General features: G+C 46.4%; 17 protein-coding genes, 2 tRNA genes and 1 pseudogene. 13 read left to right on the top strand and 7 right to left on the bottom strand.

Annotated elements, in window-relative coordinates; genetic code table 11:
* Positions 1-87: 87 nt before the first annotated feature.
* The 4 genes from JFC06_RS06455 to JFC06_RS06440 all read left to right on the top strand — a co-directional run bounded on the left by JFC06_RS06455 (position 88) and on the right by JFC06_RS06440 (position 2387).
* Positions 88-453, top strand: a complete 366-nt coding sequence (locus tag JFC06_RS06455; protein WP_198334400.1) for a hypothetical protein — start codon at positions 88-90, stop codon at positions 451-453.
* Positions 454-576: 123 nt separating this feature from the next.
* A tRNA-Ala gene (locus tag JFC06_RS06450) sits at positions 577-652 on the top strand.
* 157 nt (positions 653-809) lie between these two features.
* Positions 810-885, top strand: a tRNA-Glu gene (locus JFC06_RS06445).
* Positions 886-1328: 443 nt separating this feature from the next.
* Positions 1329-2387, top strand: a complete 1059-nt coding sequence (locus JFC06_RS06440; protein WP_198334399.1) for a hypothetical protein — start codon at positions 1329-1331, stop codon at positions 2385-2387.
* A 561-nt stretch (positions 2388-2948) separates the two neighbouring features.
* Here JFC06_RS06440 and acnA read toward each other — a convergent pair.
* Positions 2949-5789 (bottom strand): aconitate hydratase AcnA, encoded by a 2841-nt coding sequence (gene acnA, locus JFC06_RS06435; protein WP_198334398.1) that lies wholly within the window; start codon positions 5787-5789, stop codon positions 2949-2951.
* 395 nt (positions 5790-6184) lie between these two features.
* Here acnA and JFC06_RS06430 point away from each other — a divergent pair, with 395 nt between their 5' ends.
* Both JFC06_RS06430 and JFC06_RS06425 read left to right on the top strand, forming a co-directional pair.
* On the top strand, positions 6185-6901 hold the full coding sequence (locus JFC06_RS06430; protein WP_198334397.1) for a metal-dependent hydrolase: 717 nt from the start codon (positions 6185-6187) through the stop codon (positions 6899-6901).
* Between the two features lie 44 nt (positions 6902-6945).
* Complete coding sequence (locus tag JFC06_RS06425) at positions 6946-7485, top strand: YchJ family protein (protein WP_198334396.1); 540 nt, start codon at positions 6946-6948, stop codon at positions 7483-7485.
* Between the two features lie 10 nt (positions 7486-7495).
* On the opposite strand, the gene JFC06_RS06420 is transcribed toward JFC06_RS06425, so the two are convergent.
* The 3 genes from JFC06_RS06420 to JFC06_RS06410 are packed head-to-tail and all read right to left on the bottom strand — an operon-like array spanning position 7496 to position 9967.
* Positions 7496-8419: a class II glutamine amidotransferase gene (locus JFC06_RS06420; RefSeq protein WP_198334395.1), complete on the bottom strand. Its 924-nt coding sequence runs from the start codon at positions 8417-8419 to the stop codon at positions 7496-7498.
* Positions 8420-8734, bottom strand: a complete 315-nt coding sequence (locus JFC06_RS06415; protein WP_198334394.1) for a hypothetical protein — start codon at positions 8732-8734, stop codon at positions 8420-8422.
* 48 nt (positions 8735-8782) lie between these two features.
* Positions 8783-9967 carry a homoserine kinase gene (locus tag JFC06_RS06410; RefSeq protein ID WP_198334393.1) on the bottom strand — a complete coding sequence of 395 codons (1185 nt, stop codon included), beginning with the start codon at positions 9965-9967 and terminating at the stop codon, positions 8783-8785.
* A gap of 189 nt (positions 9968-10156) precedes the next feature.
* Here JFC06_RS06410 and hisF point away from each other — a divergent pair, with 189 nt between their 5' ends.
* The 7 genes and pseudogenes from hisF (at position 10157) to glmS (ending at position 18160) form a co-directional block, all read left to right on the top strand.
* Positions 10157-10939, top strand: coding sequence for an imidazole glycerol phosphate synthase subunit HisF (gene hisF / locus JFC06_RS06405; protein ID WP_193006489.1), 783 nt, complete (start codon positions 10157-10159; stop codon positions 10937-10939).
* Positions 10940-11139: 200 nt separating this feature from the next.
* Positions 11140-11661 carry a 6,7-dimethyl-8-ribityllumazine synthase gene (gene ribH, locus JFC06_RS06400; RefSeq protein ID WP_193006488.1) on the top strand — a complete coding sequence of 174 codons (522 nt, stop codon included), beginning with the start codon at positions 11140-11142 and terminating at the stop codon, positions 11659-11661.
* A 335-nt stretch (positions 11662-11996) separates the two neighbouring features.
* A pseudogene (nusB, locus tag JFC06_RS06395) lies at positions 11997-12812 on the top strand (transcription antitermination factor NusB); the annotation flags it as partial.
* A gap of 26 nt (positions 12813-12838) precedes the next feature.
* Positions 12839-13870, top strand: a complete 1032-nt coding sequence (thiL, locus tag JFC06_RS06390) for a thiamine-phosphate kinase (protein ID WP_198334392.1) — start codon at positions 12839-12841, stop codon at positions 13868-13870.
* Positions 13871-13873: 3 nt separating this feature from the next.
* The gene (locus JFC06_RS06385; RefSeq protein WP_198334391.1) at positions 13874-14503 is read left to right on the top strand and encodes a phosphatidylglycerophosphatase A family protein; all 630 of its coding nucleotides are present in this window, start codon (positions 13874-13876) and stop codon (positions 14501-14503) included.
* A 248-nt stretch (positions 14504-14751) separates the two neighbouring features.
* Positions 14752-16128, top strand: coding sequence for a bifunctional UDP-N-acetylglucosamine diphosphorylase/glucosamine-1-phosphate N-acetyltransferase GlmU (gene glmU / locus JFC06_RS06380; RefSeq protein WP_198334390.1), 1377 nt, complete (start codon positions 14752-14754; stop codon positions 16126-16128).
* Positions 16129-16315: 187 nt separating this feature from the next.
* The gene (gene glmS, locus JFC06_RS06375) at positions 16316-18160 is read left to right on the top strand and encodes a glutamine--fructose-6-phosphate transaminase (isomerizing) (protein ID WP_198334389.1); all 1845 of its coding nucleotides are present in this window, start codon (positions 16316-16318) and stop codon (positions 18158-18160) included.
* 389 nt (positions 18161-18549) lie between these two features.
* On the opposite strand, the gene ahr is transcribed toward glmS, so the two are convergent.
* The 3 genes from ahr to JFC06_RS06360 all read right to left on the bottom strand — a co-directional run bounded on the left by ahr (position 18550) and on the right by JFC06_RS06360 (position 24370).
* Positions 18550-19551 carry an NADPH-dependent aldehyde reductase Ahr gene (ahr, locus tag JFC06_RS06370; protein ID WP_198334388.1) on the bottom strand — a complete coding sequence of 334 codons (1002 nt, stop codon included), beginning with the start codon at positions 19549-19551 and terminating at the stop codon, positions 18550-18552.
* A 392-nt stretch (positions 19552-19943) separates the two neighbouring features.
* Complete coding sequence (locus JFC06_RS06365; RefSeq protein ID WP_198334387.1) at positions 19944-23042, bottom strand: efflux RND transporter permease subunit; 3099 nt, start codon at positions 23040-23042, stop codon at positions 19944-19946.
* Positions 23039-24370: an efflux RND transporter periplasmic adaptor subunit gene (locus tag JFC06_RS06360; protein WP_198334386.1), complete on the bottom strand. Its 1332-nt coding sequence runs from the start codon at positions 24368-24370 to the stop codon at positions 23039-23041. Before JFC06_RS06360 ends, JFC06_RS06365 begins: the two co-directional genes overlap by 4 nt.
* Between the last annotated feature and the right edge of the window lie 184 nt (positions 24371-24554).

Raw genomic sequence — 24554 nt, 5'->3', positions numbered from 1 at the left:
GTTTTTGAGTTTAAAAGGGTCAGGTCAGTTCTGACCCTTTTTTAATTTACAACAATTTTGCACTGAACATCGCAACTGGAAACAAACATGACCAGAAAAACCGTCACGATAGAAAGCAAAGATTATGTCTTTAACACCTTAAAAGAAGCACAGAAATACTATGATGCCATCGTAAAAGAGCTTTTTGAGGCAAACCTTACCCTAACAACAGGACAGGATTTTGAAGATTTAACATGGATATACAGCACTTACTGCGCCTATACCAAGCATAATCTAGATAAGTTAGGCGCATTTGATATTACCGGCTTTAAAGGTATAAGAACGATCCGAGAAAAAGGCGGTCAATATGTGCCAGCTGAATGCTGTGCTGTCGTCTTTTCTGATGGCACGGAAGAAGAATTTCATACCGATAAAGCCATCAAAGAGATCGCGCTCAAGCAAAATCCACGCTAATTTGGGTTTGTTGAGCCTTTAAAATAGGCTAAAACGCTTTTTTTTTGCATATTTATGAATTATTTTTAAAATAGCTGTTGACAAGACCGCTGCTCTTACCTAAAATACGCACACTCTTAGCGAGGGGCTATAGCTCAGTTGGTAGAGCACTTGCATGGCATGCAAGGGGTCAACGGTTCGACTCCGTTTAGCTCCACCATCTATTTATCGCAATGCTCAGCATGGCTGAAACTTGATAATAAATACTCGCTAGAAGGACGATATCAGCACCTAGGCAACGCTTGCTCTATTCTTAATAGATAAGCTATCTGATATTGTGAAGTACCGTTGTAACCCTTGGTTATAACACTCTATGCGTCCCCATCGTCTAGAGGCCTAGGACACCGCCCTTTCACGGCGGTAACGGGGGTTCGAATCCCCCTGGGGACGCCACTATTCGGCGTCACTTATTAGCCCTTTTGCTCTGCATTAGATAAGACTAGTAAGCGAACAATAAAAAAGCCCAGTCACAAAGTATGTGACTGGGCTTTTTTATTGTCTGAATTTTACCCCATGCCTAATTTTAATAGCGACTTACTCTCTATCCCTCCTCGCCTGTCTCTAAAAATTCGTATAAATGTGAAGAGTTTAGCGCCTCCTACTTACACCTAGTTACATGTCGGCGATTTTGTCACTTACCTTAACATTGTTATACATAACGATTGTGTTTCTCTACTTAACAGTATTATTAATGCTGGGTTCTTTTCCTTATGCTGTCACTATATTCACTACTAATTGTCTCTGGCGAACACACGTTTAAGCGTAAATCCTGACAGTGAGATAGTGAACACTCTAAACATTAACGAAAGATTAGTGACCTTTAAAAAGGAATGATTATGTTAACTACTTATACCCCCCAACGTCGTCCATCGTGGCGCGGTGTGCTTGCTGGTCTTGTCATAGGACTGATCGTAGTCATGGCAATGATTGCCCTCGCTTTGGTATTAAGCTCATTTTTACCGTTTGATTTAAAAGGCACTAGTATCGCTGGTGGTATTTATGCTGCCATTACTGCTTTAGTGAGTGCTTTTGTCGCTGGTTATTTTGCCATTAAATTTTCAGCCCCTGAAGCCATATTCGGTGATGGGACGGCTATCGACTCAAAAGATGCCACCTTAACTGGTATATTAACTGCCGCATTGATTGTGTTGTTTACCACCTTTTTTACCTTAAGTAGTGCAACTGGCATTTTATCATCAGCTGGTAACGTAGTCGGTAGCACGGTGAGCACAGTAGCTAAGACCGCTGGTGGCGTAGCCGCAGCCAGTACATCAGCCGCTGGTACTGCAGCAGTAGCCGCACCCGATAGCACGGTAGAGCAAGTACAACAAACCGCTCAACAAGTCTATCAAACCGTATCTGGAGACATTAGCAAAGCTGATATCAGTGCGATGGTCGCTGAAAACACTCAGGATTTAAATGATCAACAAATCGAAGCGACAACCAATGTGTTGGATGAGATGATCAACAACACGCAAAATGATGTTGCTGCTATGGACTTCACCAGTGTCGACACATGGCGTAACATCGATGAGTACGCAAAACAGCGTATGGCATCGATTGAACAAACGCTACAAGGTCCTGAACTTATCAATCGCTTACAACAAGAAGGTCTAACTGAAGCGCAGGCTGTCGAAGTACGTAACGAAGTGACTCAATCATTTAATGAGTATAAAACTCAAACTGAGCAATATATTGCGCAGGCCCAACAGACAGTCGATCAAAACCTCCAACAAGCTGAAGAGATTGCCCGTAAAACAGCGCTATACAGTGGTCTATTTTGGTTAATCAGCACTATCTTAACGTTCGTTGCAGCTACTATGGGTGCAAAAAGTGCCGCTGCAAATTATCGCTTAAACAAGCCTATTGTCACACTCGGTGATAATGTTCGCTAAGACAGTATAAGTATAATTAATAAAATACTTAGTTTAAGTAGAGAAAAGCCCAGTTTATAACTGGGCTTTTTTTTATGAGGTTTTCTGTCTTATCAATTAAAAAGTTGATGCAGTTACCCTACACGTCATACCAATTTTTGTCCTTGAGAACCTAAGGTTTTATTAGATGCACCACATAAATAGAAGCGCCAATTTGCAGATATTACTGCGCTAAATTATCCACCCCACTCTATAAAATACATAGGAATAGACTATGGTCAGTTGAAAATAAAACGGTTATATAAATTTAAACGCGCTACTAGCACAAATTTTACTTGCGTGCTGTGCCTACACAGACAGAGGCTGCGTAAAATTCATCCTAGTAGCGCTATAACACTTTTTAAATGCATCGACTATATATAAAAAAGAGCGCAACACAGACAGTAAAGTGATGGCTCCTATTATAAATTGAGTAGCGTCTAAACGTGCTATGCACGTAACACTTTATAACCGCCCAAAGAAAGCCCAATCCCCTACTTTGACTGGGATTGGGCTTTTTATCATACTAAGACTAACGAGCCATTATGCAGCGTTTTTACTATCCGCGGCCAATTGACGTAGGACATAGTGCAACACCCCGCCATGACGCACATACTCACGTTCTTTTGGTGTCTGTAGCATCACGTTGACATCAAAGGTCTCAGTCGAACCATCAGCACGGGTAGCCGTGACTGTCGCGGTCTTGCTCTCGCCATTATCCAAACCAGTGATGCTAAGCACTTCTGACCCATCAAGCTTATAGGTGTCTGCGTTTTCACCGTCTTTAAAGGTCAATGGTAATACGCCCATACCGACTAGGTTCGAACGGTGAATACGCTCAAACGAGCTGGTCAGCACCGCTTTTACACCCAGTAAAATCGTGCCTTTAGCCGCCCAGTCACGACTAGAGCCAGAGCCATACTCTGCGCCGCCAAGCACGACTAATGGGCGCTCGTCTTCCTTATACTTCATCGCAGCGTTATAGATAGGCATTTCTTCGCCATCTGCTAGCGTCGCGTTATCATCTTTGAAGTAATAAGTGTAGCCACCTTCTTTACCGTTCATCATGGTGTTTTTGATGCGAATATTAGCAAAAGTACCACGGGTCATGACCGCATCATTACCACGGCGTGAACCATAGCTGTTGAAGTCCGCTTCCATCACGCCGCGCTCTTGTAAGTATTTACCCGCTGGCGAGTCTGGATCGATATTACCTGCTGGTGAGATATGATCGGTGGTGATTGAGTCACCAAACAAACCTAAAATACGAGCACCTTCAATATCAGGAATACCTTCTGGTTCCATCGTCATACCATCAAAGAACGGTGGATTTTTGATGTACGTTGAGCCTTCATCCCATGGATACAGCTGACTGTCCGCTGAGCTAATCGCATTCCACGCTGCGCTACCATCGAACACTTCGCCATAGTTTTTGCGGAACATATCCGCATCGATATTATTGGCAATCAGCTCATTAATCTCTTCTGAGGTAGGCCAGATGTCTTTTAAGAACACATCATTACCGTCTTGATCCTGTCCTAGCGGATGTGTCGTCAAGTCAATGTCAACCGTCCCCGCCAAGGCATAGGCGACAACCAGTGGCGGCGACGCTAAGTAACTGGCCTTAACATGGGAGTGAATACGACCTTCAAAGTTACGGTTACCTGATAACACGGCAGCAGCAACCAAGTCGTTTTTTTCGATACCTTTTTCAATTTCTTCAGGAAGTGGTCCTGAGTTACCGATACAGGTCGTACAACCATAGCCCACTAGATAAAAACCGGTTTTTTCTAGCTCATCCATCAGTTTGGTTTTTTCTAGGTAGTCTGTGACCACCTTAGACCCTGGCGCTAATGAAGTTTTTACCCAAGGCTTGGCTTTGAGGCCTTTTGCCGCCGCTTTTTTGGCTACCAAACCTGCCCCAATCATGACCGCAGGGTTTGAGGTGTTGGTACAAGAAGTTATGGCCGCAATGACCACTGAACCGTCACGTAATTCATGCTGCTTATCATCAATATTGACGCTTGAGAACACATTGTTAGCAGGCTGGTACTGACTGTTATCTTCACTATGTGTGTCAACCTCAATCTTTGGTTCCGCTGCTAAAGTTTCGGCTTGTACTTGCTCGCCGCCCTCTTGATCAAAACGTACCTTACCTTCGATTTCTGATTTGCGGTCTTTGGTCATTTTTGCTAACGTTTCACCGAATTTTTCGTGCATGTCAGATAGGTTGATACGTTGCTGCGGCAAGTTAGGACCAGCAAGGGCTGGCTGTACGGACGCTAAATCCAGCTCCAGCTTACTTGAGTAGGTTGCAGCTGGCGTATCCGCATCGTGCCACAGACCTTGTGCTTTCGCATATTTTTCGACCAACTCAATTTGCGTCTCATCACGGCCCGATAGGCGCAGATAATCAATCGCCATTTGGTCAATGGGGAAAATACCGCACGTTGCGCCATATTCTGGCGACATATTGGCAATGGTGGCACGGTCAGCGAGCGGCATACTGTGCAGCCCCTCCCCATAGAACTCCACAAACTTACCCACTACGCCATGGGCCCGTAGCATCTCAACCACACGTAATACCAAATCCGTTGCGGTGACGCCTTCAGTCAGCTTACCCGTCAACTCAAAACCGACGACCTGAGGAATGAGCATGGAGGATGGCTGACCGAGCATTGCCGCTTCTGCTTCAATACCGCCCACACCCCAACCAAGCACGCCAATACCATTAATCATCGTCGTATGGCTGTCCGTCCCAAAAACAGTATCAGGATACGCTGTCAGCTCTCCTTCCACTTCGGCTGCCATGACCACACGTGCTAAGTACTCAAGGTTTACCTGATGCACAATGCCCGTCGCTGGTGGTACCACAACGAAGTTTTCAAAAGCATTACGACCCCAATGTAAGAACTCATAACGCTCATTATTGCGCTTAAATTCAATTTTTTCATTCAGATCCAACGCATCTTCGCGGCCATAGGCGTCCACTTGTACTGAGTGATCGACCACAAGCTCGCTCGGAATAAACGGATTGATTTGCTCCGCCTTACCGCCCAGCTCAACCACGGCATCACGCATGGCTGCCAAATCGACCACCGATGGCACACCCGTGAAATCTTGTAAGACGACACGGGCTGGCATAAAGGCAATTTCTTTTGACGCTTCAGCGCCCGCATCCCAATTGGCAACGGCTTCGATATGGTTTTCACCGACAGATTGACCACCATCCTCATTCCGTAATAGATTCTCTAATACGATTTTCATGCAAAATGGCAGCTTGCTAATGTTCTCAAAGGTTTTGGTCAACTTGGGCAAACTGTAATAGGCATGATCCTTGCCATCGACCGAGATAGTGTCTTTTACATTGAAAATGTCACTCATGGTAGCTTCCTTATCGTTGTTATAAACCCTAACCGCAAACGCTGGTATGCTTGGGCTAAGAAGTGGTGGCTAGACAGATGATTGATCCATTTTTATTCACAATATCCATTGTTGGAAATAGGGAGACATAGGTTTAAGGTCACAAAATAGATAAGCATCTATTTAATACTTAACAATAACTTGCTATTACCATAACAAACATAGGGTCATTTGTTAACGCCTAGACGTTGTCAAATCGTGGCATAATCGTAACCGTAATAAGGGTTTCCTGCTCTATAGATAAGAGCCATTCCTATTAGACGTACGGTCGGTCTATGGTATGATGTAGCGCTTTTTTACTGCTAGATAAGCGGTTTGATATGGCAGTTCTTGGCGCTATTTATTAATGAGTTCTTATGGCAAATTTTAACACCCACTTAAATGTCGCTTTCATGGTCAGTGGTACGCTAAGTTTAACGGTTTATAAAGCGGGATTGATTGATGATTCGGGATTTTTGATGTGTGTGGCGCTTGGTACTATCGGTGGATTGTTGCCAGATTTAGACTCTGATAACTCAACCCCAATCAAGCTGGGTTTCAACATTATCTCTTTTGTATTTGCCTTTGGTTTGGTCATGCACTGGCGCAGTGAGCTGAGCCTACTGGCGTTGATAGTGTTATGGCTGGTTGGTTATGGCTTTATGCGGTATGTGGTTTTCTCTGTTTTTACCACCATGACCGTGCATCGTGGCGTGATCCATTCTGTCCCTTACATGGCGATACTGGGATTGGGGTTGACCTGTCTCAGCTACTACGGGTTGCAGCTGCCACTGACGATCAGCTGGTTTTATGGTTCTTTTCTGTTTATCGGTGCATTGGTACATTTGTTATTAGATGAGCTGTATAGCGTCAATTTGTCTAACATGAAAATGAAGCGCTCATCCGGTACCGCCATGAAGTTTTATCAACATAAAGACAAATGGTGGTATCTGCTTTTATATGCCACTGTGGTGCTATTGGTATACGCCGCCCCGCCCTTTGAGTTGTTTTGGTCAAGACTAAGCGACCCTTCAGCATGGGCTCAGCTAAAAGTGGGTATGCTGCCTGAGATGATAGAAAACATGCTGCGTTAAAATCTATACCGCCATTCAAACCAACATAAAAATCAGAGTAACATATGCCATTCAATCCACACACTTGTCCTTGCCAGATCCATCCAGTCTCAAACGCTATCAGCTCGGTATTGGCGTATCAGGATTGCTGTCAGCCCTATCATGACGACGTTGCTCGGCTGGGCGGTATCACAGCGGACACAGCCGAGCGACTGATGCGCACGCGATACAGCGCCTTTGTTTTGGTAAAACCCGATTATATCGTTAAGACCACGTTACCCGCCCAGCAAGCATTGCTTGATGAAAAAGCGATTGAAACGTGGGCAAAAGAGACAGATTGGGCAGGATTGGAAATCGTACAACACGTGCCACAGCTTGGTAAGCACCATGCACAGGTGGCGTTTAAGGCCTATTTTAATACCGTAGGCGGTATACAGGCGCATCATGAGCTGTCTGCCTTTGTAAAGGTAGCAGACAAAGCATGTCATGACGCGCGCTGGTATTTTTTAGACCCAACAGTGGCGATGACTGTCACCCAAAAGCAGCCGTGTATTTGCGGGTCTGGAGAAAAGTTTAAACGCTGTTGTGGGAGTTATTTGATTTAACAGCGCAGCCTTAAACACTTGCCCCAACCGCTCGGGCAATCGCAACTCCTTCCTCAATTGTTAAAAACTTACGCTGGCTAGGACTGTCTTTGTAAATCACGTCGCCGTCTTGAAAGATAAGACACTCATTGACCGCAAGCTGCTGCCATTTTTCATTTTCAGTGAGCGGCACGGTCACTAGAATCGTTACTTTGTCTTTATCGGTGGTGACGTCGCCAAAATTAATCGCCAAATCATCATCGGCCAATTTCGCCTCACCAAACGGTGCTTGACGCGTGAGATAAAACAATAAACTACCCGCGTAAGCCAATTGCCATTTACCGTTTGATATCAGGCAATTAAATAAACCATTGGCCGATAAATAGCGACATTGCGTGGTCAAAAAATTAAACAGCGTTTGGTCATCAGGGCGGGTTTTAAAACTGCTTTTTAGGCGATTCACCAAATAACAAAACGCCATTTCAGAATCGGTTGAACCGACGGGTTGGCAATGCGCGGCGTTACCATTGTCTTGCAGACGCTGACAGCGTTTAATAAACTCACTATTCATCTGCCCATTATGAGCAAACACCCACTGCTCGCCCCAGACTTCACGGACAAAAGGATGGGTATTCGCCAAACAGTTCTGCCCTTGGGTGGCTTTACGAATATGAGCGATGACATTCATGGCCTTAATGGGATAGTTATTGACCAGATCGGCAACGGGCGATAAGTGACTGGGACGGTTGTCGTGAAACAAGCGCAGTCCAGTTGAGGTATTTACCGATTCGTCACGATTGGAGCGTTCATGATTAGAGCAGTCACTACGCTCAAAAAACGCAATGCCAAAGCCATCTTCATGGCTGTCAGTCATGCCGCCGCGCTTGCGAAAACCGGCAAAGCTAAAACCAATATCGGTTGGCGTATTACAGTTCATCCCTAAGAGTTGACACATTTATAGATTACCGCCGTTATCGTTGTCTTTTGCAGGATTTAAAGTGGCATTTATAGTGGTGTCTGCCGGTTCATCAAGCATCTCATAAGGAGCGGTGTCTCCCTCCGTATCGATACTATTTAGAATACGCTGGGCATGTGCCAGATCGGTATCTTGTATCCACAATACAACCCCTGAGTTCATACCTGGCATCGCGCTTAGCGGTTGCAAGGAGACGGTAATACCGTTATTGCGTAGCAGATTGGCATGCAGCTCGCCTTGCATATTGGTGTCGTAGCGTGCCAGTTTGTGCCAGTTATCAATTTGATCGGTCATGGGAGCACCTTTATAGTGTAGAGACAGGAATAAATGAATAAGCCGTGTTTACAGACAGTGATCTAGCGTATATTCTTTGATTGACACGTTACCGCTATGGCATAAGTCGTCACGCGCTTGTTCCGCTTGGGTAATGCTGCTAAAAACACCTATTATGTGACCGCCTTGCTCAGTATTCACGTCCGCATTTAAGAGTACAAAAACGGTACTTTGCGCTTTTTCTACGTGCGCCCAGTGATAAGCAGACAGACGTTTCATTAAGTCAGGGTTTTTGACCATGATATTGTCGCCCGTACGACCTTCCGTACGGTTATAGTGGATCACATTTAGACGCAATAACCAAAAAATAACCGCCGCTTTGGCCAGCATCACAGGTAAAGCGCGCTTTTCATCAGTACCAAGAGGACGCTTAGACTCATATCCTTGTAAAAAGGCTGCCATTTTACTGCGGTCAAAATTCACCGATTCGCCTTGCTCAGCGTCGCCCCACGTGGTACAAAAATCATTAATGGTAATGGCAATATCCATGACGTAATGCTCGGCACTGACCTCGGTAAAGTCTAATAGCCCCGTCAAACGCGCCTCGCCTTTTTGCAAATGCCACAAGGTATTGTCCGCAAACATATCTAGATGACACAAGCCTTTTGGCAAGGTTGCAAGTGGTAAATCGGTATAAGCACGCCAAATGTCACTCATCAGCTTGGCTTCGTCACTTGGCATAAATTGGATTTCACGGTCGCGTACCTCGCTCCATGGATACAAAGGCACGCCATATTTTTCGCTAGGTTGCAGGGCTTGCAGGGTTTCATGTAACAATGCTAAGGCAGCGCCAATCTCATGACACATCGCTTGAGTGGTTTGTTCTGGATGCGCTCCTGCAAGGCAAGGCACCAGCGTAATCGCTTTGTCTTCATAATGGATCACATAGCGTTTATCGCCATCAGAGCCCGTTTTAGCCGCATCGGGCTCAATCACGACCAGTGGCGCGGCAACGGGTAGCTTGCCATCCAACTGATTGAGAATAACTGCCATCTTTTCGATATCAGCAGGAGGACGCTCTTCAAATAAGGTAAACACGTAAGAGTGCGCGCCTGCTGCGTCGTCAGTCGTTTGAATAAACCAGTTAGAGTTTTTGATGCCTTGCGTAATCGGAATGGCACGGGCAAATGACACGCCAAAGCTTTGGCAAAAGGCGGCGAATTGGTCATCGGTTAACTGGGTATATACAGACATGACATCTCACTTTTGGCAATTGAATAAGAAGCTAAACAAGGTGGATATAGAGGGTACTAATAGTAATTGTACCGCGTATGAACAAACTGTGGCGAAAAGCGTAATAATCTTGCGAAAACCTGCCTGAAAGGGCAGTGATTTTGCTAGACTAGCGCTTATGAATGAATTGATTATAAGGTGAAAGACCCTATGTTAGCAAAGCGTATCATTCCTTGTTTGGACGTGGACAATGGCCGCGTGGTCAAGGGCGTGCAGTTTGTCGATATTAAAGACGCAGGCGACCCTGTCGAAGTGGCAAAACGCTACAACGAGCAAGGCGCCGATGAGATTACCTTTTTGGACATTACTGCCACCAATGATGAGCGCGATACCACGTATCATACCGTTGAACGCATGGCAGAGACCGTATTTGTGCCCTTAACGGTCGGCGGTGGCGTGCGTAAAATCGCCGATATTCGTAATTTGCTGAATGCTGGCGCGGACAAAGTCGCGATTAATTCAGCCGCTGTCTTTACCCCTGAGTTTGTGGGCGAAGCCGCGCAAAAATTCGGCAATCAGTGTATCGTTGTGGCCATTGATGCCAAACGCGTCGATGATATTACCGTTGATGGCATTGTTATGCCGCGTTGGGAGATTTTTACCCATGGTGGTCGCAAGCCCACTGGTATTGATGCCGTCGCGTGGGCCAGCAAAATGGCAGAGCTGGGTGCAGGCGAGTTGTTGGTCACCTCGATGGATGGTGATGGCACCAAAAAAGGCTATGATTTGGCGCTCATGCAACACATCACCAGCTGCGTCAACGTCCCTGTGATTGCCTCGGGCGGCGTTGGTAACTTACAACATTTGGCCGAAGGCGTCTTAGAAGGCGGCGTCGATGCAGTGCTCGCCGCCAGTATCTTCCATTTTGGGGAGTATACGGTTTTAGAAGCCAAAGAATACATGGCAGCACAAGGTATACAGATGCGTTTATAAGACATTGGTAAAATGCCAATAAATTAGAAAAAATGTTATCATAGCGCTAACCATTTATTTTTGTTCATTTAACTACCCATTCATTTGACTATTTATTCACGAGTAAACAGTCAAACAAGTTATTTAAACCTCTCTACTGTATTTAGCGATTCGTTTACTCCTATATCCCCATTACAAGCCAATTAAGCAAAGGATCTTTTATGTCGAATTTACAACAGCAGCGCAATGACGTCACCCATATCGATGGTAATTTGCATCAAAACACCGATGTTCGTATCGGTATTGTGGTTGGTCGTTTTAACGGTTTTGTCGTTGAATCTTTGGTAGATGGTGCAATTGATGCGCTTTTGCGTCACGGCGTATTGGGTAGCAATATTACCGTGATTCGCGTGCCGGGTGCTTTTGAGTTGCCATTGGTTGCACAGCGTGCGGCTGAATCTGATCGCTTTGATGCCATTATTGCTTTAGGCGCGATTATCCGTGGTAGCACGCCGCATTTTGACTTTGTCGCAAGCGAATCTGCCAAAGGCTTAAGCAGCGTGGCTATTGATTATAATATCCCAGTGGCCAATGGCGTATTGACGACCGACAGTATCGAACAAGCCATCGAACGCTCTGGCACTAAGGCGGGTAATAAAGGCTCTGAAGCGGCTATGGTTGTGTTAGAGATGATTGCTGTGCTCTCACAGTTAGATATTGATGATGATAGTGATGATGCTTAAGCGTTATTAATCAAGCGGCCTTTGTTTCAGCTATCGTTGTCTCAACGCTCTTTGTTCAAACGAAGGCCCAATGATTCACGTTGTCTAGTCTAAACGTTTGCTTTTAGCGGCTACTTGTCGATAATAACGACAATTAAATAGCCGCTGTAATCAACGATAAAACACTGATTATTTATTGAATTTTCGCCGTATTTCTATACCTTTTCCAAAATATAAAGTAGTGAAAAACGCAAACACACGCCCTATAAGCGATACGTTTGAGGATTTCCACGGCACCCGTTGCCGACTGATGTGTTGGTTAGGTATTATCTCAAAAATTTAGGTACAGACCCCCTATGACTGACCAACTCAAGCGCGCTATTAGCGCTGCGAAAACCGCACAAGCCAATGATCAACAAGCTGAAGCTACCCGTATAGCGAGCAGTAGTGCGGGCGATCAAACCTTCGATATGAGTGAGTCTTCTTATAAGACCAGTCACACTGCCATCCGTAAGGCACGGCGCTTTGCCATGCAAGGCCTATACGAATGGCTTGTCACTGATCGCCGCTTTGATATAGATGGTAAACTTGGCTGGAAAGCCAATCCCCCACATGACATCGCCGCTCGTACACGCGCGACCAATGCCATGCATACCGTACACATCGGCTATTATCACGAGATGATGCGCGATATCCCAGAGCAGATTGAAGCGCTAGATGCGCTTATCAGCCAGCATCTTGATCGTGGCATTGATAAACTGGATACCGTTGAACACGCCATTTTATTGATTGGGGCTTATGAGCTACAGAATCGTTTAGAGATTCCGTATAAAGTAGTGCTTGATGAGGCGATGAAGCTCAACAATCATTTTGGGGCGACTGATGCCCATAAACTGATTAACGCTGTACTCGATAGAATGGCCATTGAACTGCGTGCCCTTGAAGTAGAGTCAGATACCAAAGCCAATCTACGCACATCACAAAAAGCCGTCAGCAAACAGTCTGAAGCCAAACCAGTCGATACGACTGAAACAGCTCCTGAGACCAATAGTGACAGCCAACCAACTGCCTCAAACAAACCGCGTATCAGTGCCAATAATGCCCGCGTCAAACGTAATAGCGCTAGTAAAGCCAGTGCTAATATCAGTGAGTTTAAGGCCAGTAAAAAAGACGCTAACACCAAAAGCCAAGACTGATCATGAACGAATTTGAGCTGATTGAGCGCATATTTTCACAAATGCAAGCAGCACCGCCACTCTCAAGTGGTATCGAAAAAGGTATTGGTGATGATGCCGCGGTAATGGTATTGCCTGCAGGTTCGCGCTTAGTCAGCTGCATTGACACACTCGTTCAAGGTCGACACTTTAGTGCCGACTGGGACCAAGTTAACACCCTAGCCTTTGCGATTGGTTATAAAGCGGTGGCCGTTAATGTCTCAGACATCGCGGCCATGGGCGCTGCGCCGCATAGTATTTTGCTCGCGTTGGCGCTACCTGAACGTTTAGCAAATAACGAATGGCTCACTGAATTTGCCAAAGGGTTATTTCATGCTTGCCAGCTATTTGGTGTGGCCTTAATTGGCGGGGATACCACACGCAGCGATAATCTAGTACTGAGCGTGAGTGCGCAGGGATTTCTAGCTGCTGATACGCCAGCGGTTTATCGTTCAGGTGCGCAAGTCGGCGATAAAGTCTATGTGTCAGGCACACTTGGTGATGCCAGTTATGCGTTGCAAAACCCTGACAACGTGCAAGGTATAAAGCTTGCACATCGTCTGCACATGCCCACCCCAAGGATTGCCTTAGGGGCCGCATTGGCAAAAATCGGTGCCACAGCAATGATAGATGTCTCTGATGGTCTCTATCAAGATTTGGGACATGTCTGTCATCAAAGCGCTGTTAGTATGCGCCTACATCTAGAACAGCTACCTATTAGCACGCCATTAGCGACCGTTGATTTGTCTGAGCGTCTGTTATGTCAGTTGACGGGTGGTGATGATTACGAGCTGGCTTTTACCTTGCCCGCTCACATCGAACCGCCTAACGGCAGTACGCCAGTCACTTGTATTGGTGAAGTGGTGGCGCTAGCAGATGGTACAGACACTACTGTAGAAGGGGCGACAAGTCTGTGTCCTGAACTGTGTTATCAAGGACAGTCAGTCACCCCCTCCCATCCCGCTCCGTTTTCCACATGGCCCACTCTGACGGGTTACCAACATTTTGCAGGTTAACCCATGACCGATCATGATTTATCTAAGCCCGATATTCGTAAAGCCAATGACTGCCCACCTCTGCCAGTAAATGCCAGTATGCTTGACCGTACGGTCTATTGGCTCGGTATTGGTTTAGGTAGCGGTCTACCCCGCCGTGCACCCGGTACTTGGGGTACGGCGGGTGGTCTGATTGTAGGCGTGCCGCTCATGAGCTTGGGGTTTATCTCTTTTTTAGCGCTGACCATTTTGTCTTGTTTGGTTGGGGTTTGGATCTGCGGACGTACGTCTGATTTGATGCAGGTACATGATGATCCGCACATTGTGTGGGATGAATGGGCAGGGATGTGGATTACCTTATTACCTTTGTCTTATATTTTTTCTTATGTGTTCCCGACACCTGAAAACCCCTTGTTGATGCTGTTGCAGCCGATGTTTTGGGGTTGGCTACCGACGGCATTTATCCTATTTCGCGTGTTTGACATCTTAAAACCGCCACCGATTGGCTGGGCGGATAAAAAAGTGGCTGGTGGTCTTGGCGTGATGTTAGACGACATTATTGCCGGTGTCATGGCAGCAGTTGTGTGGCTGGTTATTTTTATAAGTGTGATGACGTTTGTTCCTGATAGCCTACCCTTGTTGATACCTCAGTGACTGACATAAGTGACATATGATTATTAAAAGACAAGCTCAATCGTAAAACACGATATATTTGACTGCTGATAAGTGCTTACTATCAATCGCCATAACTTTCTATCGGATTTTTTTTGCTACTTTTAGCGTCGTAATGTGCTACAGCGTTTGACCAGACTGGGTTACAAAGCCTGCACGCGTTGGCACTTTTTTGGCGATACTTTTAGGCTATACTTTATAAAATATTTAGTTACATGTTTAGGATTTTTATGCAACCGTCTCTTTCTGTGATTATTTTAGCTGCCGGTAAAGGCACACGTATGCAATCGGCCAAGCCAAAAGTATTGCAAACGCTGGCTGGCAAATCCCTATTGGCTCACGTATTAGATACCTGTCACCAGCTCACCGTGGATGAAACGATTATTGTCCACGGTTTTGGCGGTGAACAAGTAAAGTCAGAAATTACCAATCAGTATGCCCAGTCCTCCATCACTTGGGTCGCGCAAACTGAACAGCTAGGCACGGGCCATGCGGTCAAAGTCACCCTGTCTGATCTACCAACAGAGGGCCAAAGCCTTATTCTGTATGGCGATGTGCCGTTGGTCAGCTGCCAAACATTGGCAGCATTAAAAACGGCAAATACAGATGGTGTGTCCATGCTGACGTTGACCGTTGATAATCCATTTGGACTCGGTCGAATCAAGCGTGACCAAGCGGGTAATATTACTGCCATCATTGAGCAAAAAGACGCGGATACTGATGAGCAAGGTATCAAAGAGATCAACAGCGGCATTTATTGCGTTGATAATGCGCTACTACATAAGTACTTGCCTGAGTTGTCTAACGACAATGCCCAGCAAGAATACTATCTGACCGATATCGTAAAAATGGCAGTCGCTGACGGTATTACTATTGCCGCCATTGAACCTGAGCACACGTTTGAGATTGAAGGCGTTAACAACCGCCAACAGCTCGCCAGCTTAGAGCGTACATGGCAAAGCAAGCTGGTCGCGGACTTACAAGAAGCAGGTGTGCAGTTTGCTGACCCTACCCGCGTTGATATTCGTGGCACTTTGACTGCTGGTCAAGACGTGTTCGTCGATGTCGGTGTGGTGTTCGAAGGCGACTGCACGTTAGGCGATAATGTCTATATCGAAGCGGGCTGTATCATCAAAAATGCCCACATTGGTAACGCTTGTCACCTCAAGCCTTATTGTGTGATTGATAGTACCGAAGTCGGCGCGGCGGTCGATATTGGTCCTTTTGCCCATTTGCGTCCTCAAACCGTATTGGCTGATAACAGTAAAGTGGGTAATTTCGTCGAGATTAAAAAATCGACCATTGGTCACGGCAGCAAGGTTAACCACTTAAGCTACGTTGGTGATGCCACCGTCGGGTCAGGCGTTAATGTTGGTGCAGGTGTGATTACTTGTAATTATGACGGGGTCAATAAGTCACAGACCATTATTGAAGATAATGCATTCATCGGTTCTAACGCCAGTTTGGTGGCGCCAGTAACCATAGGAGATACCGCTACTGTGGCAGCCGGTTCAGTGATTACCAAAGACGTGGATGCTAAGGCGTTAGCGTTTGGACGTGCTCGGCAAACACAAAAAAACGATTACCAGCGCCCCACTAAAAAGTAACGGATACATTCGCTAAATCAATGACAATCATCCTTTAGCACACTGAAGCAGTGCGGCAATTTTTGTGGTGCTGCTTCATCATATTTATCAATCCGTCACGGTATGCGTCGCTAATCATCAAACAGACGTCTTATTGACTAAATATAATCACTCTCAAAACATCAAAAATTAACTTTAAGGAATAGCCATGTGTGGAATTGTAGGAGCAGTTGCTGAGCGTAATATCGCCAATATCTTACTTGAAGGTCTCAAGCGCTTGGAATACAGAGGCTATGATTCTGCTGGTTTAACCGTTATTCGTAATGGGGAGCTACATCGCGAACGTCAAGTGGGCAAAGTGCAGGCACTGGTCGATGCCGTGGCAGTCAACCCAGAATTCTTTGATGGTCATATCGGTATCGCTCACACGCGCTGGGCGACTCATGGCGAACCCGCCCAACGTAATGCACACCCGCATGTGTCCGGTAAAATCGCCGTGGTGCATAATGGCATTGTTGAAAACTACGCTGAGCTCAAAGAAACGCTCGTGGCCAAAGGTTATGAGTTTACCTCACAAACAGATACCGAAGTCGTGGCCCACTTGATTAATGATATCTATCAAGAAACGCCTGACTTACTAGAAGCGGTTCGCACTGTGACCCCACTATTACACGGTGCTTTTGCCCTTGGCATTGTGCATATCGATTGTCCAGATGAGCTGATTAGCGTACGTCTAGGCTCACCACTGGTGATTGGCGTCGGTATCGGTGAGAACTTTATCGCCTCAGATCAGTTGGCACTGTTACCCGTGACCAACCGCTTTATGTATTTAGAAGAAGGCGACATTGCCAAGCTGACTCGTAAAAGTATTCAAATTTATGCTGATGGTGTGGAAGTCACCCGTCAAATTCATGAAATTGATGCAACCCAGCACAATGCTGACAAAGGTGAGTTTAAGCACTATATGCTCAAAGAAATCTATGAGCAGCCAGATGCGGTCGCCCGTACTATTGAGATGGCTTTAGACAATAATGAAACCTCTAAGCTGCGTGATGACTTCTTGCAGCGTTATGAGACGCAACTTGCAGGTATCCGCCACGTACAGATCCTCGCTTGTGGAACCAGTTATCACTCAGGTCTGGTCGCAAAATACTGGTTTGAAAGTCTTATCCGGGTGCCCTGTTCCGTTGAAGTGGCCAGTGAGTTCCGTTATCGCAATCCAGTCGTCGTGGATAACTGCTTGGTGATTTGTATTTCTCAGTCGGGTGAAACTGCTGACACGTTATCCGCGCTACGTGATATCCAAAAGCAGACGCCAGCAGGCCTCGTAAGTTTAGCATTGTGCAACGTCCCGACCTCGTCACTGGTACGCGAGACAGATATTTTCTTACCGACCCTAGCAGGACCAGAAATTGGCGTGGCTTCTACCAAAGCCTTTACGACTCAACTTGCCGCTTTAATGTTACTGGTGTTAAAGGTCGGGGTTATTCAACAGCGTGTGACCGGTGAGCGTTTGACTACGTTGATTGGCGAGCTACAACAACTGCCTGGTCAGCTGTATGCCAGCTTAAACCTCGATGCGCCTATTAAGACAATGAGCGAGCATTTTGAAGACAAGAAAAGCTGCCTGTTTTTGGGACGTGGTCTCCAGTTCCCAATTGCACTAGAGGGCGCACTAAAACTAAAAGAAATATCCTACATTCACGCAGAAGGTTATGCCGCAGGTGAGCTCAAGCATGGCCCATTGGCGTTGGTCGATAAAGACATGCCAATCGTCGTACTCGCCCCGAAAGACAGTATGTTTGATAAGCTCAAAGCCAACATGCAAGAAGTACACGCCCGTCACGGTGAGCTATTTGTCTTCGCCAGTGAAGCCAGTCAAATGGTCGCAGAAGACCGTTTGCACGTGGTGTACGTGCCTGAAGTCTGCGAAGTCTTAGCGCCTATCGTCTATAGCGTGCCGGTGCAGCTATTGTCATACCATGTGGCTGTGATGCGCGGCACCGATGTCGACCAGCCACGCAATTTGGCAAAATCAGTTACAGTAGAATAAAGTTTACTATTTTGATGATTTTTTATGTCATTGAGTAATTACCTATCATACCAAGTAATAAAGATTCATACTGAGTAATAAAGATTCATACTGAGTAATAAAGATTCATACTATTAACCCCTGCTATTGTTGAGCGCAACATTAGCAGGGGTTTTTTATGCCCTCACAATGACTAAAAAATAGCTTATAGATAATCGTATCGCACGCTGTGTGAGTAAACCGTTAAGTGAAGACCTTTAAATATTAATCTAAATGCTAAACATTTTTCTAATATTTCGTAAAAAGTTAAATGACTGTGTATAAAAAATAGTGATACCCCGATCTTAAATGAGGTATCACTATTAGGAGTGTGCTTAACTAATGATTATGTTTAGCTATTTTAAAGGCGTTTAGTCTCTTTCTAGCACCACTCTATAGCGCGCGTTACCGCTCTCTAGGCGCTCAAATGCTTCGTTAATCTCAGACATTTTGTAGGTTTCAATCACTGGCTGAATATTGTGTCGAGCGGCAAAATCTAGCATTTTTCGAAGGGTGGATGGTGAGCCAACTGGTGAGCCTGAGAGACTGTTTTGAGCCATAATCATTGGCGCAGCCGATATCTCTAGCGGCGCTTCTAAAATCCCAACAAAGTGTAGCTTACCCTTTGGTCTCAACGTCTTAATAACCATATCCCAGTTCATATCTACGTTCACTGTTGAGATGATTAAATCAAAAGAGCCCGCGGCTTTTTCGATCTCGCTATCCTCTCTTGAGTTTAATGAGTGGTGAGCGCCCATCTCTTTTGCTTCTTCCATTTTTGACTCACTGGTAAATGCCGTCACTTCACAGCCCCACGCATTGGCAAATTGCAGTGCCAAATGACCTAAGCCGCCAATACCAATCACAGCCACTCTAGAGGTTGGCTTGATGTCGTACTGCATAAGTGGGTTGAACACAGTGACGCCGCCGCATAACAAGGGTCCTACAGCGTTAAAAGCAAGCCCTTCAGGTATTTTAATAACGCTGGTGTCTTTTGCCCGTACTTTATCCGCAAAGCCGCCATGGTTACCAATGATCGTACCTTCTTGCTCAGGGCACAGGTTGTGGTCGCCACCGATACATAGATCACAAACATTGCAGTATCCTTTATGCCACCCCAGACCCACTTTATCGCCTAACTCGAGATGTTTGACGTGCTTGCCTTTTGCGAGGACTTTTCCGGCAACTTCATGACCACCTACAAACGGATACTCGGTCATACCCCATTCGTTTTGCCACATCGATAAATCACTGTGGCAGATACCGCAGCTATGCACTTCGATTTCTACTTCATGATCACCCAAAGTGCCAGGGTCATATTGATACGGTATAAACTTTCCGCCTTTTTCTTCTGCTGCATATGCGTTAATCATCGCTATTCCTTATTTTTTCGTATTTGGAGGTATGGGTTTATCGTTCTAGTAGTTATTAAGTTAATAATAAATAAGACACGGATAAGATACTGATAAACACAGTGCCTTTAACATACAGTGCCTTTGACAAATTCAACTGAAGCGACTATAGCAAAGACGGGGTTAATTAAGCCACTCAACTTACCCGTTTAAGACTAACGTCATACAAATAACCATACTTAACGCCCATAACCTTAGTCGCTTGTCTCTCAACAATCTATATGACCCTATTCAATTTTATAAAAGCATCCTCTAGTAGCGAATAGCTGATCCATAAAAAATCTCAAACTGTCTCTGAACACAGTTTGAGCTTTTTACGTCACTTACTAAGGAGGATGAATACTGTGAGAGCGCTATTTTTCCTCCGACACTGTCTCTGGCTTACCATGCGGCGTGAGCCACTTAGCAAACCAACCTGACACATCATCCATCAAGGTGTAAACCACTGGAATCACCACCAAACTCAATAACGTAGAGGTCACCAAACCACCCAATACAGCCGCTGCCATCGGGCGTCTAAACGTAGGGTCAGCATCTCCCCAACCAAACACTAATGGCAACATGCCAGCACCCATCGCAATGGTCGTCATAATAATAGGACGCGCACGTTTACGACACGCATCAATAATCGCTTCAAAACGTGCCAAACCGCGACGCTGGGCAATCAGTGCATAATCAACCAGCAAGATAGAGTTTTTGGTTGCGATGCCCATCAACATAATAAAACCAATCATTGAGGGCATAGAGAGGCTACTATTGGTAATAACCAAGCCCACAAAGGCGCCGCCAATAGAGAGCGGTAACGCCATCAGAATGGTAAAAGGTTGTAGTATACGACCGAATAGTAAAATCAGCACCCCTAAGATACAAACCACACCCACCGACATCGCGATCACAAAGCCACTAAATAGATCCGCCATGTTCTCGGCTTGACCTTGATCAATAATAGTTATCGAAGGTGGTAATTTTTGCATCGCAGGTACGGCTTTGACCGCTTGCACCAAGTCACCAAGTTCGCCATTCGCCGGCTGAACCGTAATACTAATAGCACGCTCTCGATCAAGCCTACTGATCTGTGCAGGGCCTGTACCAAAGTCTAAGGATGCGACCTCACCCACACGCACGCCCTGTCCTGCTGGTAGTGAGCTTGGCACGTACAAACCTTCTAACTGACTAACGTTTTGCTTGGCAACATCTGGCAGGCGTATCACAATAGGAATCTGGCGCGTGTCTAAATTGAGCTTGGATAAACGCTGCTCATAGTCACCAACGGTCGCTACACGTAACGTCGTAGCGATGTCTTGTGTGGTCACGCCCTTATCAGCCATCGCCAATCGGTCTGGTGTTACCGTCAGCTCTTGACGCGGCAGACTGCGGTCACTGGTCACTGAGCCTGCGCTAGGCAGACTTCGGATCTCTGACATAATCTGCTGAGCGGTCTGTTCAAGCAACTGCGGATTGGTACTGGTCATCGAAAAATTATAGCCGCTTTCACCGCCACTCGACAGACCGACAGTAAAGCGAGCGCCGGGCACCTCTGCCAATAAACGGCTAATTTTTCGTTCAATCTCTTGTTTGGTGCCGCGCTCTGCCCTTGGGGCAAGCACAATATCTAAACCTGCGATGTTCTCAGCCTTGCCGCCACTCGAGGTTGAGTCCATCGTCGCTTGAGCTTCCCCTACTGACGTAAAAATATTGGTCACTTCAGGCATGGCTAAAATACGCGCGCTTGCCAGTGCTGCTACTCGTTCAGTATCTTCTAGCGCCACATCAGGGGTCAGCTCAATCGCCACACGCGTTTGATCAATGTCATTATCAGGAATAAAAGACGTGGGCAACAACTTCACAAGTGTCAGCGAGGCCACAAATAATATTAAAGTTGCCCCCATCGTAAGCCAGCGATGATGCAAGGTCCACGCTACTATTTTAAGATACCAATCCATCAGCGCGCTTTGTTTTTCAACGTGCTTTTTTTCTGGTCGCAATATATACGCGGCCATCATGGGGGTAATCAGACGCGCGACCATCAATGACGCAAAAATCGACAAGGCTGCCGTCCAGCCAAACTGGCGAAAGAACTGTCCAACAATGCCGCCCATAAAGGCCGTGGGCAAAAATACCGCAATCAAAGTAAAGGTGGTTGCCACCACCGCCAAACCAATCTCATCCGCCGCTTCCATCGCGGCTTCATAAGGCGTCTTACCCATGCGCAGATGTCGTATGATATTTTCGACTTCGACGATAGCATCATCAACCAGTACGCCGATCACCAAGGATAGTGCCAACAGCGAGATGATGTTGAGACTAAAGCCAAACAAATACATACCCAAAAAGGTTGGAATGACAGACAGTGGCAAGGCAACGGCGGCCACGATGGTCGCCCGAATATTGCGTAAAAACAAGAAAACCACCACCACTGCCAATAAGCCACCTTCAATCAGCATGCGTAATGAGGCCTGATAGTCCTCAGCAATTGGCGTTGCCCGATCATAGACTTTTTCGATACTGATATTGCCGACATCGACCGTGAGCTTGGCAAGCTCTGCATCGACAAGTTCCATCACTTCAACTTCACTGGCACCGCGTGATCGGGTAATATTAAATGCCACCACGGTTTGACCATTTAGCTTGGCAATAGAGCTTGGATCCGCCGCGCCATCCGTGATTTGTGCCATACGCCCAAGGGCCTGCGTGCCGCCTGTAGGGACAGCCACTTGTAAGTCATTAAGCTCACTGGCTCGCTCAACAGCGCCAAGCACTCGGATGGTCTGAGTGGTTTTGCCCACCTCTGCTTCACCACCTGAGCTGTCTTGCTGAATCCCTGCTATTTGCTGCGATAACTGTGTAATAGGAAATGTTAAGCCGCTGAGTGCGATTGGATCAGCGGCGACGGTAATCTCACGCTGCAGGCCACCAATACGGCTGACCGTGCTGACACCTGGGATATCAGAGAGTCGTTTGGTGACGGTATCATCCACAAACCATGATAAGTCTTCCACATTCATGTTTTCAGACGCAACAGAGTAAGTCACGACTGGAAACCCTGCGGTTGAGACTTTGGTAATGATAGGATCATTAGCGGCAGCCGGCAGATCGCCACGTACTTCGCCGACCGCTGACCGCACATCATCTACCGCTTCTTGGATGTCTTTTTCTAGGACAAACTCAGTGACCATAGTGGCTGCACCAGTTTGCAGCGTCGTTCTAATATGCTTGACGCCTTCGATGCTGGTGAGTTTGTTCTCTACCTTTTTGGCAATGTCATTTTCGAGCTGTGCTGGCGCAGCACCCGGTAAAGTGACCGTGACCACGACCGCAGGTAGGTCAATATCCGGAAACTGCTGCACCTTCATTTTCATAAAGCCGTATATGCCGCCGAGCGTCAGCAGCACAAACAACAAAATAGCGACCAGTGGGTTTTTAATCGAGTAAGCTGAGACATTTAAACTCATGCGCGCGCCTGCGTGGCTGTGCCAGTGGTTGCTCTATCCGTCGTAGTATCTGCTGGATTGTCTGTTGGGCGCGCACCATTAACGATGCGTACCAAATCTCCATCATTTAAGAAACTACCGCCCTGTTGCACAATTTGACTGTCGCTAGGGAGTGGCTCTGAGACCGCGACACTATCGCCCAAGCGTTCGCCTAACGTGACTCGCTGTTGCTGAATACGACCGATTGTTTGACCGTTTTTAGTCGTTATGTTGGTTACTAACATCACATAGTCGTAACCATCGTTGCTCACAATAGCGCTATTGGGAACCGTTTGTGTGCTGGTACTGCCCAATAAAAATTCGCCAGTTTGATACATACCGGCACGTACTTTGGCATTGGCAGCTAAGCTGGCATAAATGGTCACCTGACGGTTGTTGTCCGCCGTCGGTGCAATACGGCTCACCTGCCCCATCACAGAATCGTCATCTGGCAAGCTCACGCGTACGGGCGTACCGATATTAATATCACTGACCAGCTTAGGATCGATATCCGCACGCCATTCTAAAACGCCGCCTTTAATAATGGTAAACAATGGCTCACCACCGGCCACCATACCAACCTCAGCCATTTTTTCACTGACGATACCACTGACTGGTGCGACAACTTCGGCATTCTCTAACGTCAACCGCTGCGTACTTAATCTGGCTTTTGCTGCCTGCAAAGCGGCTCTGGCTTTCATCTCGGCGGTACGATAGCGGTCGGCCTCTTGTTTACTGATGGCATCAATATCTATCAGTGGCAAAACACGCGCGGCATCGGCGCTGGCATTGGCAAGCGTTGCCTCAGCCTCTGCAACGTCTGCTTCTGCTTGTAAGACTTGCTGCTCCATGGCATCGGTATCAAACACTGCCAACACTTGGCCCGCTTTGACGCGATCACCTTCTTCAACCAATATACGCTCAATAGCGACGCCGGTCACTTTTGCACTGACATTCGCCGTATTTTTGGCATTGATCGTGCCATCAGCGCTCAAGGTATTACCAATATCATCTTGGTTTGGCACAATCGTTTCTACTGACAAGACCGCTTGCTCAGCACTAGCGCCACTTGGATTATTACCATCACTTGGCGCACTGTTAGAGGCTAATGGATCAACATCGGCTGTTTCGTTATTACCGTCCCAATACTTGCCAAGCAACACACCGATGACGAGCACCACTGCCAATACTGGTAACAACCATAATGGTAGCTTTGAGGACGATTTGTGAGCCCCTGAATCAGACTGACGATAGGGTGGCAGCTCTGTTTCTACAGCTGGCTTGGGGTTGGTTTCTTTCAGATCGCTCATGATGACTCTCTGTAAATACGGGCAATAATAAAATTAAAAGGTCAGATATGTGAGTGCTGATAAAAGAATATTCATACGTCACATGAACCATAAAAAATAACACGCCATTGGCATAACATCTAAATCGCTTTACTGCGCGGCTTATTTACTAGAGAAAACTCTCACTCTCTAAAGTGCTGTTTAT

Source organism: Psychrobacter namhaensis, assembly GCF_016107545.1.
GTDB classification, from domain to species: domain Bacteria; phylum Pseudomonadota; class Gammaproteobacteria; order Pseudomonadales; family Moraxellaceae; genus Psychrobacter; species Psychrobacter namhaensis.
This window is presented reverse-complemented; position numbering and strand designations above follow the sequence as displayed.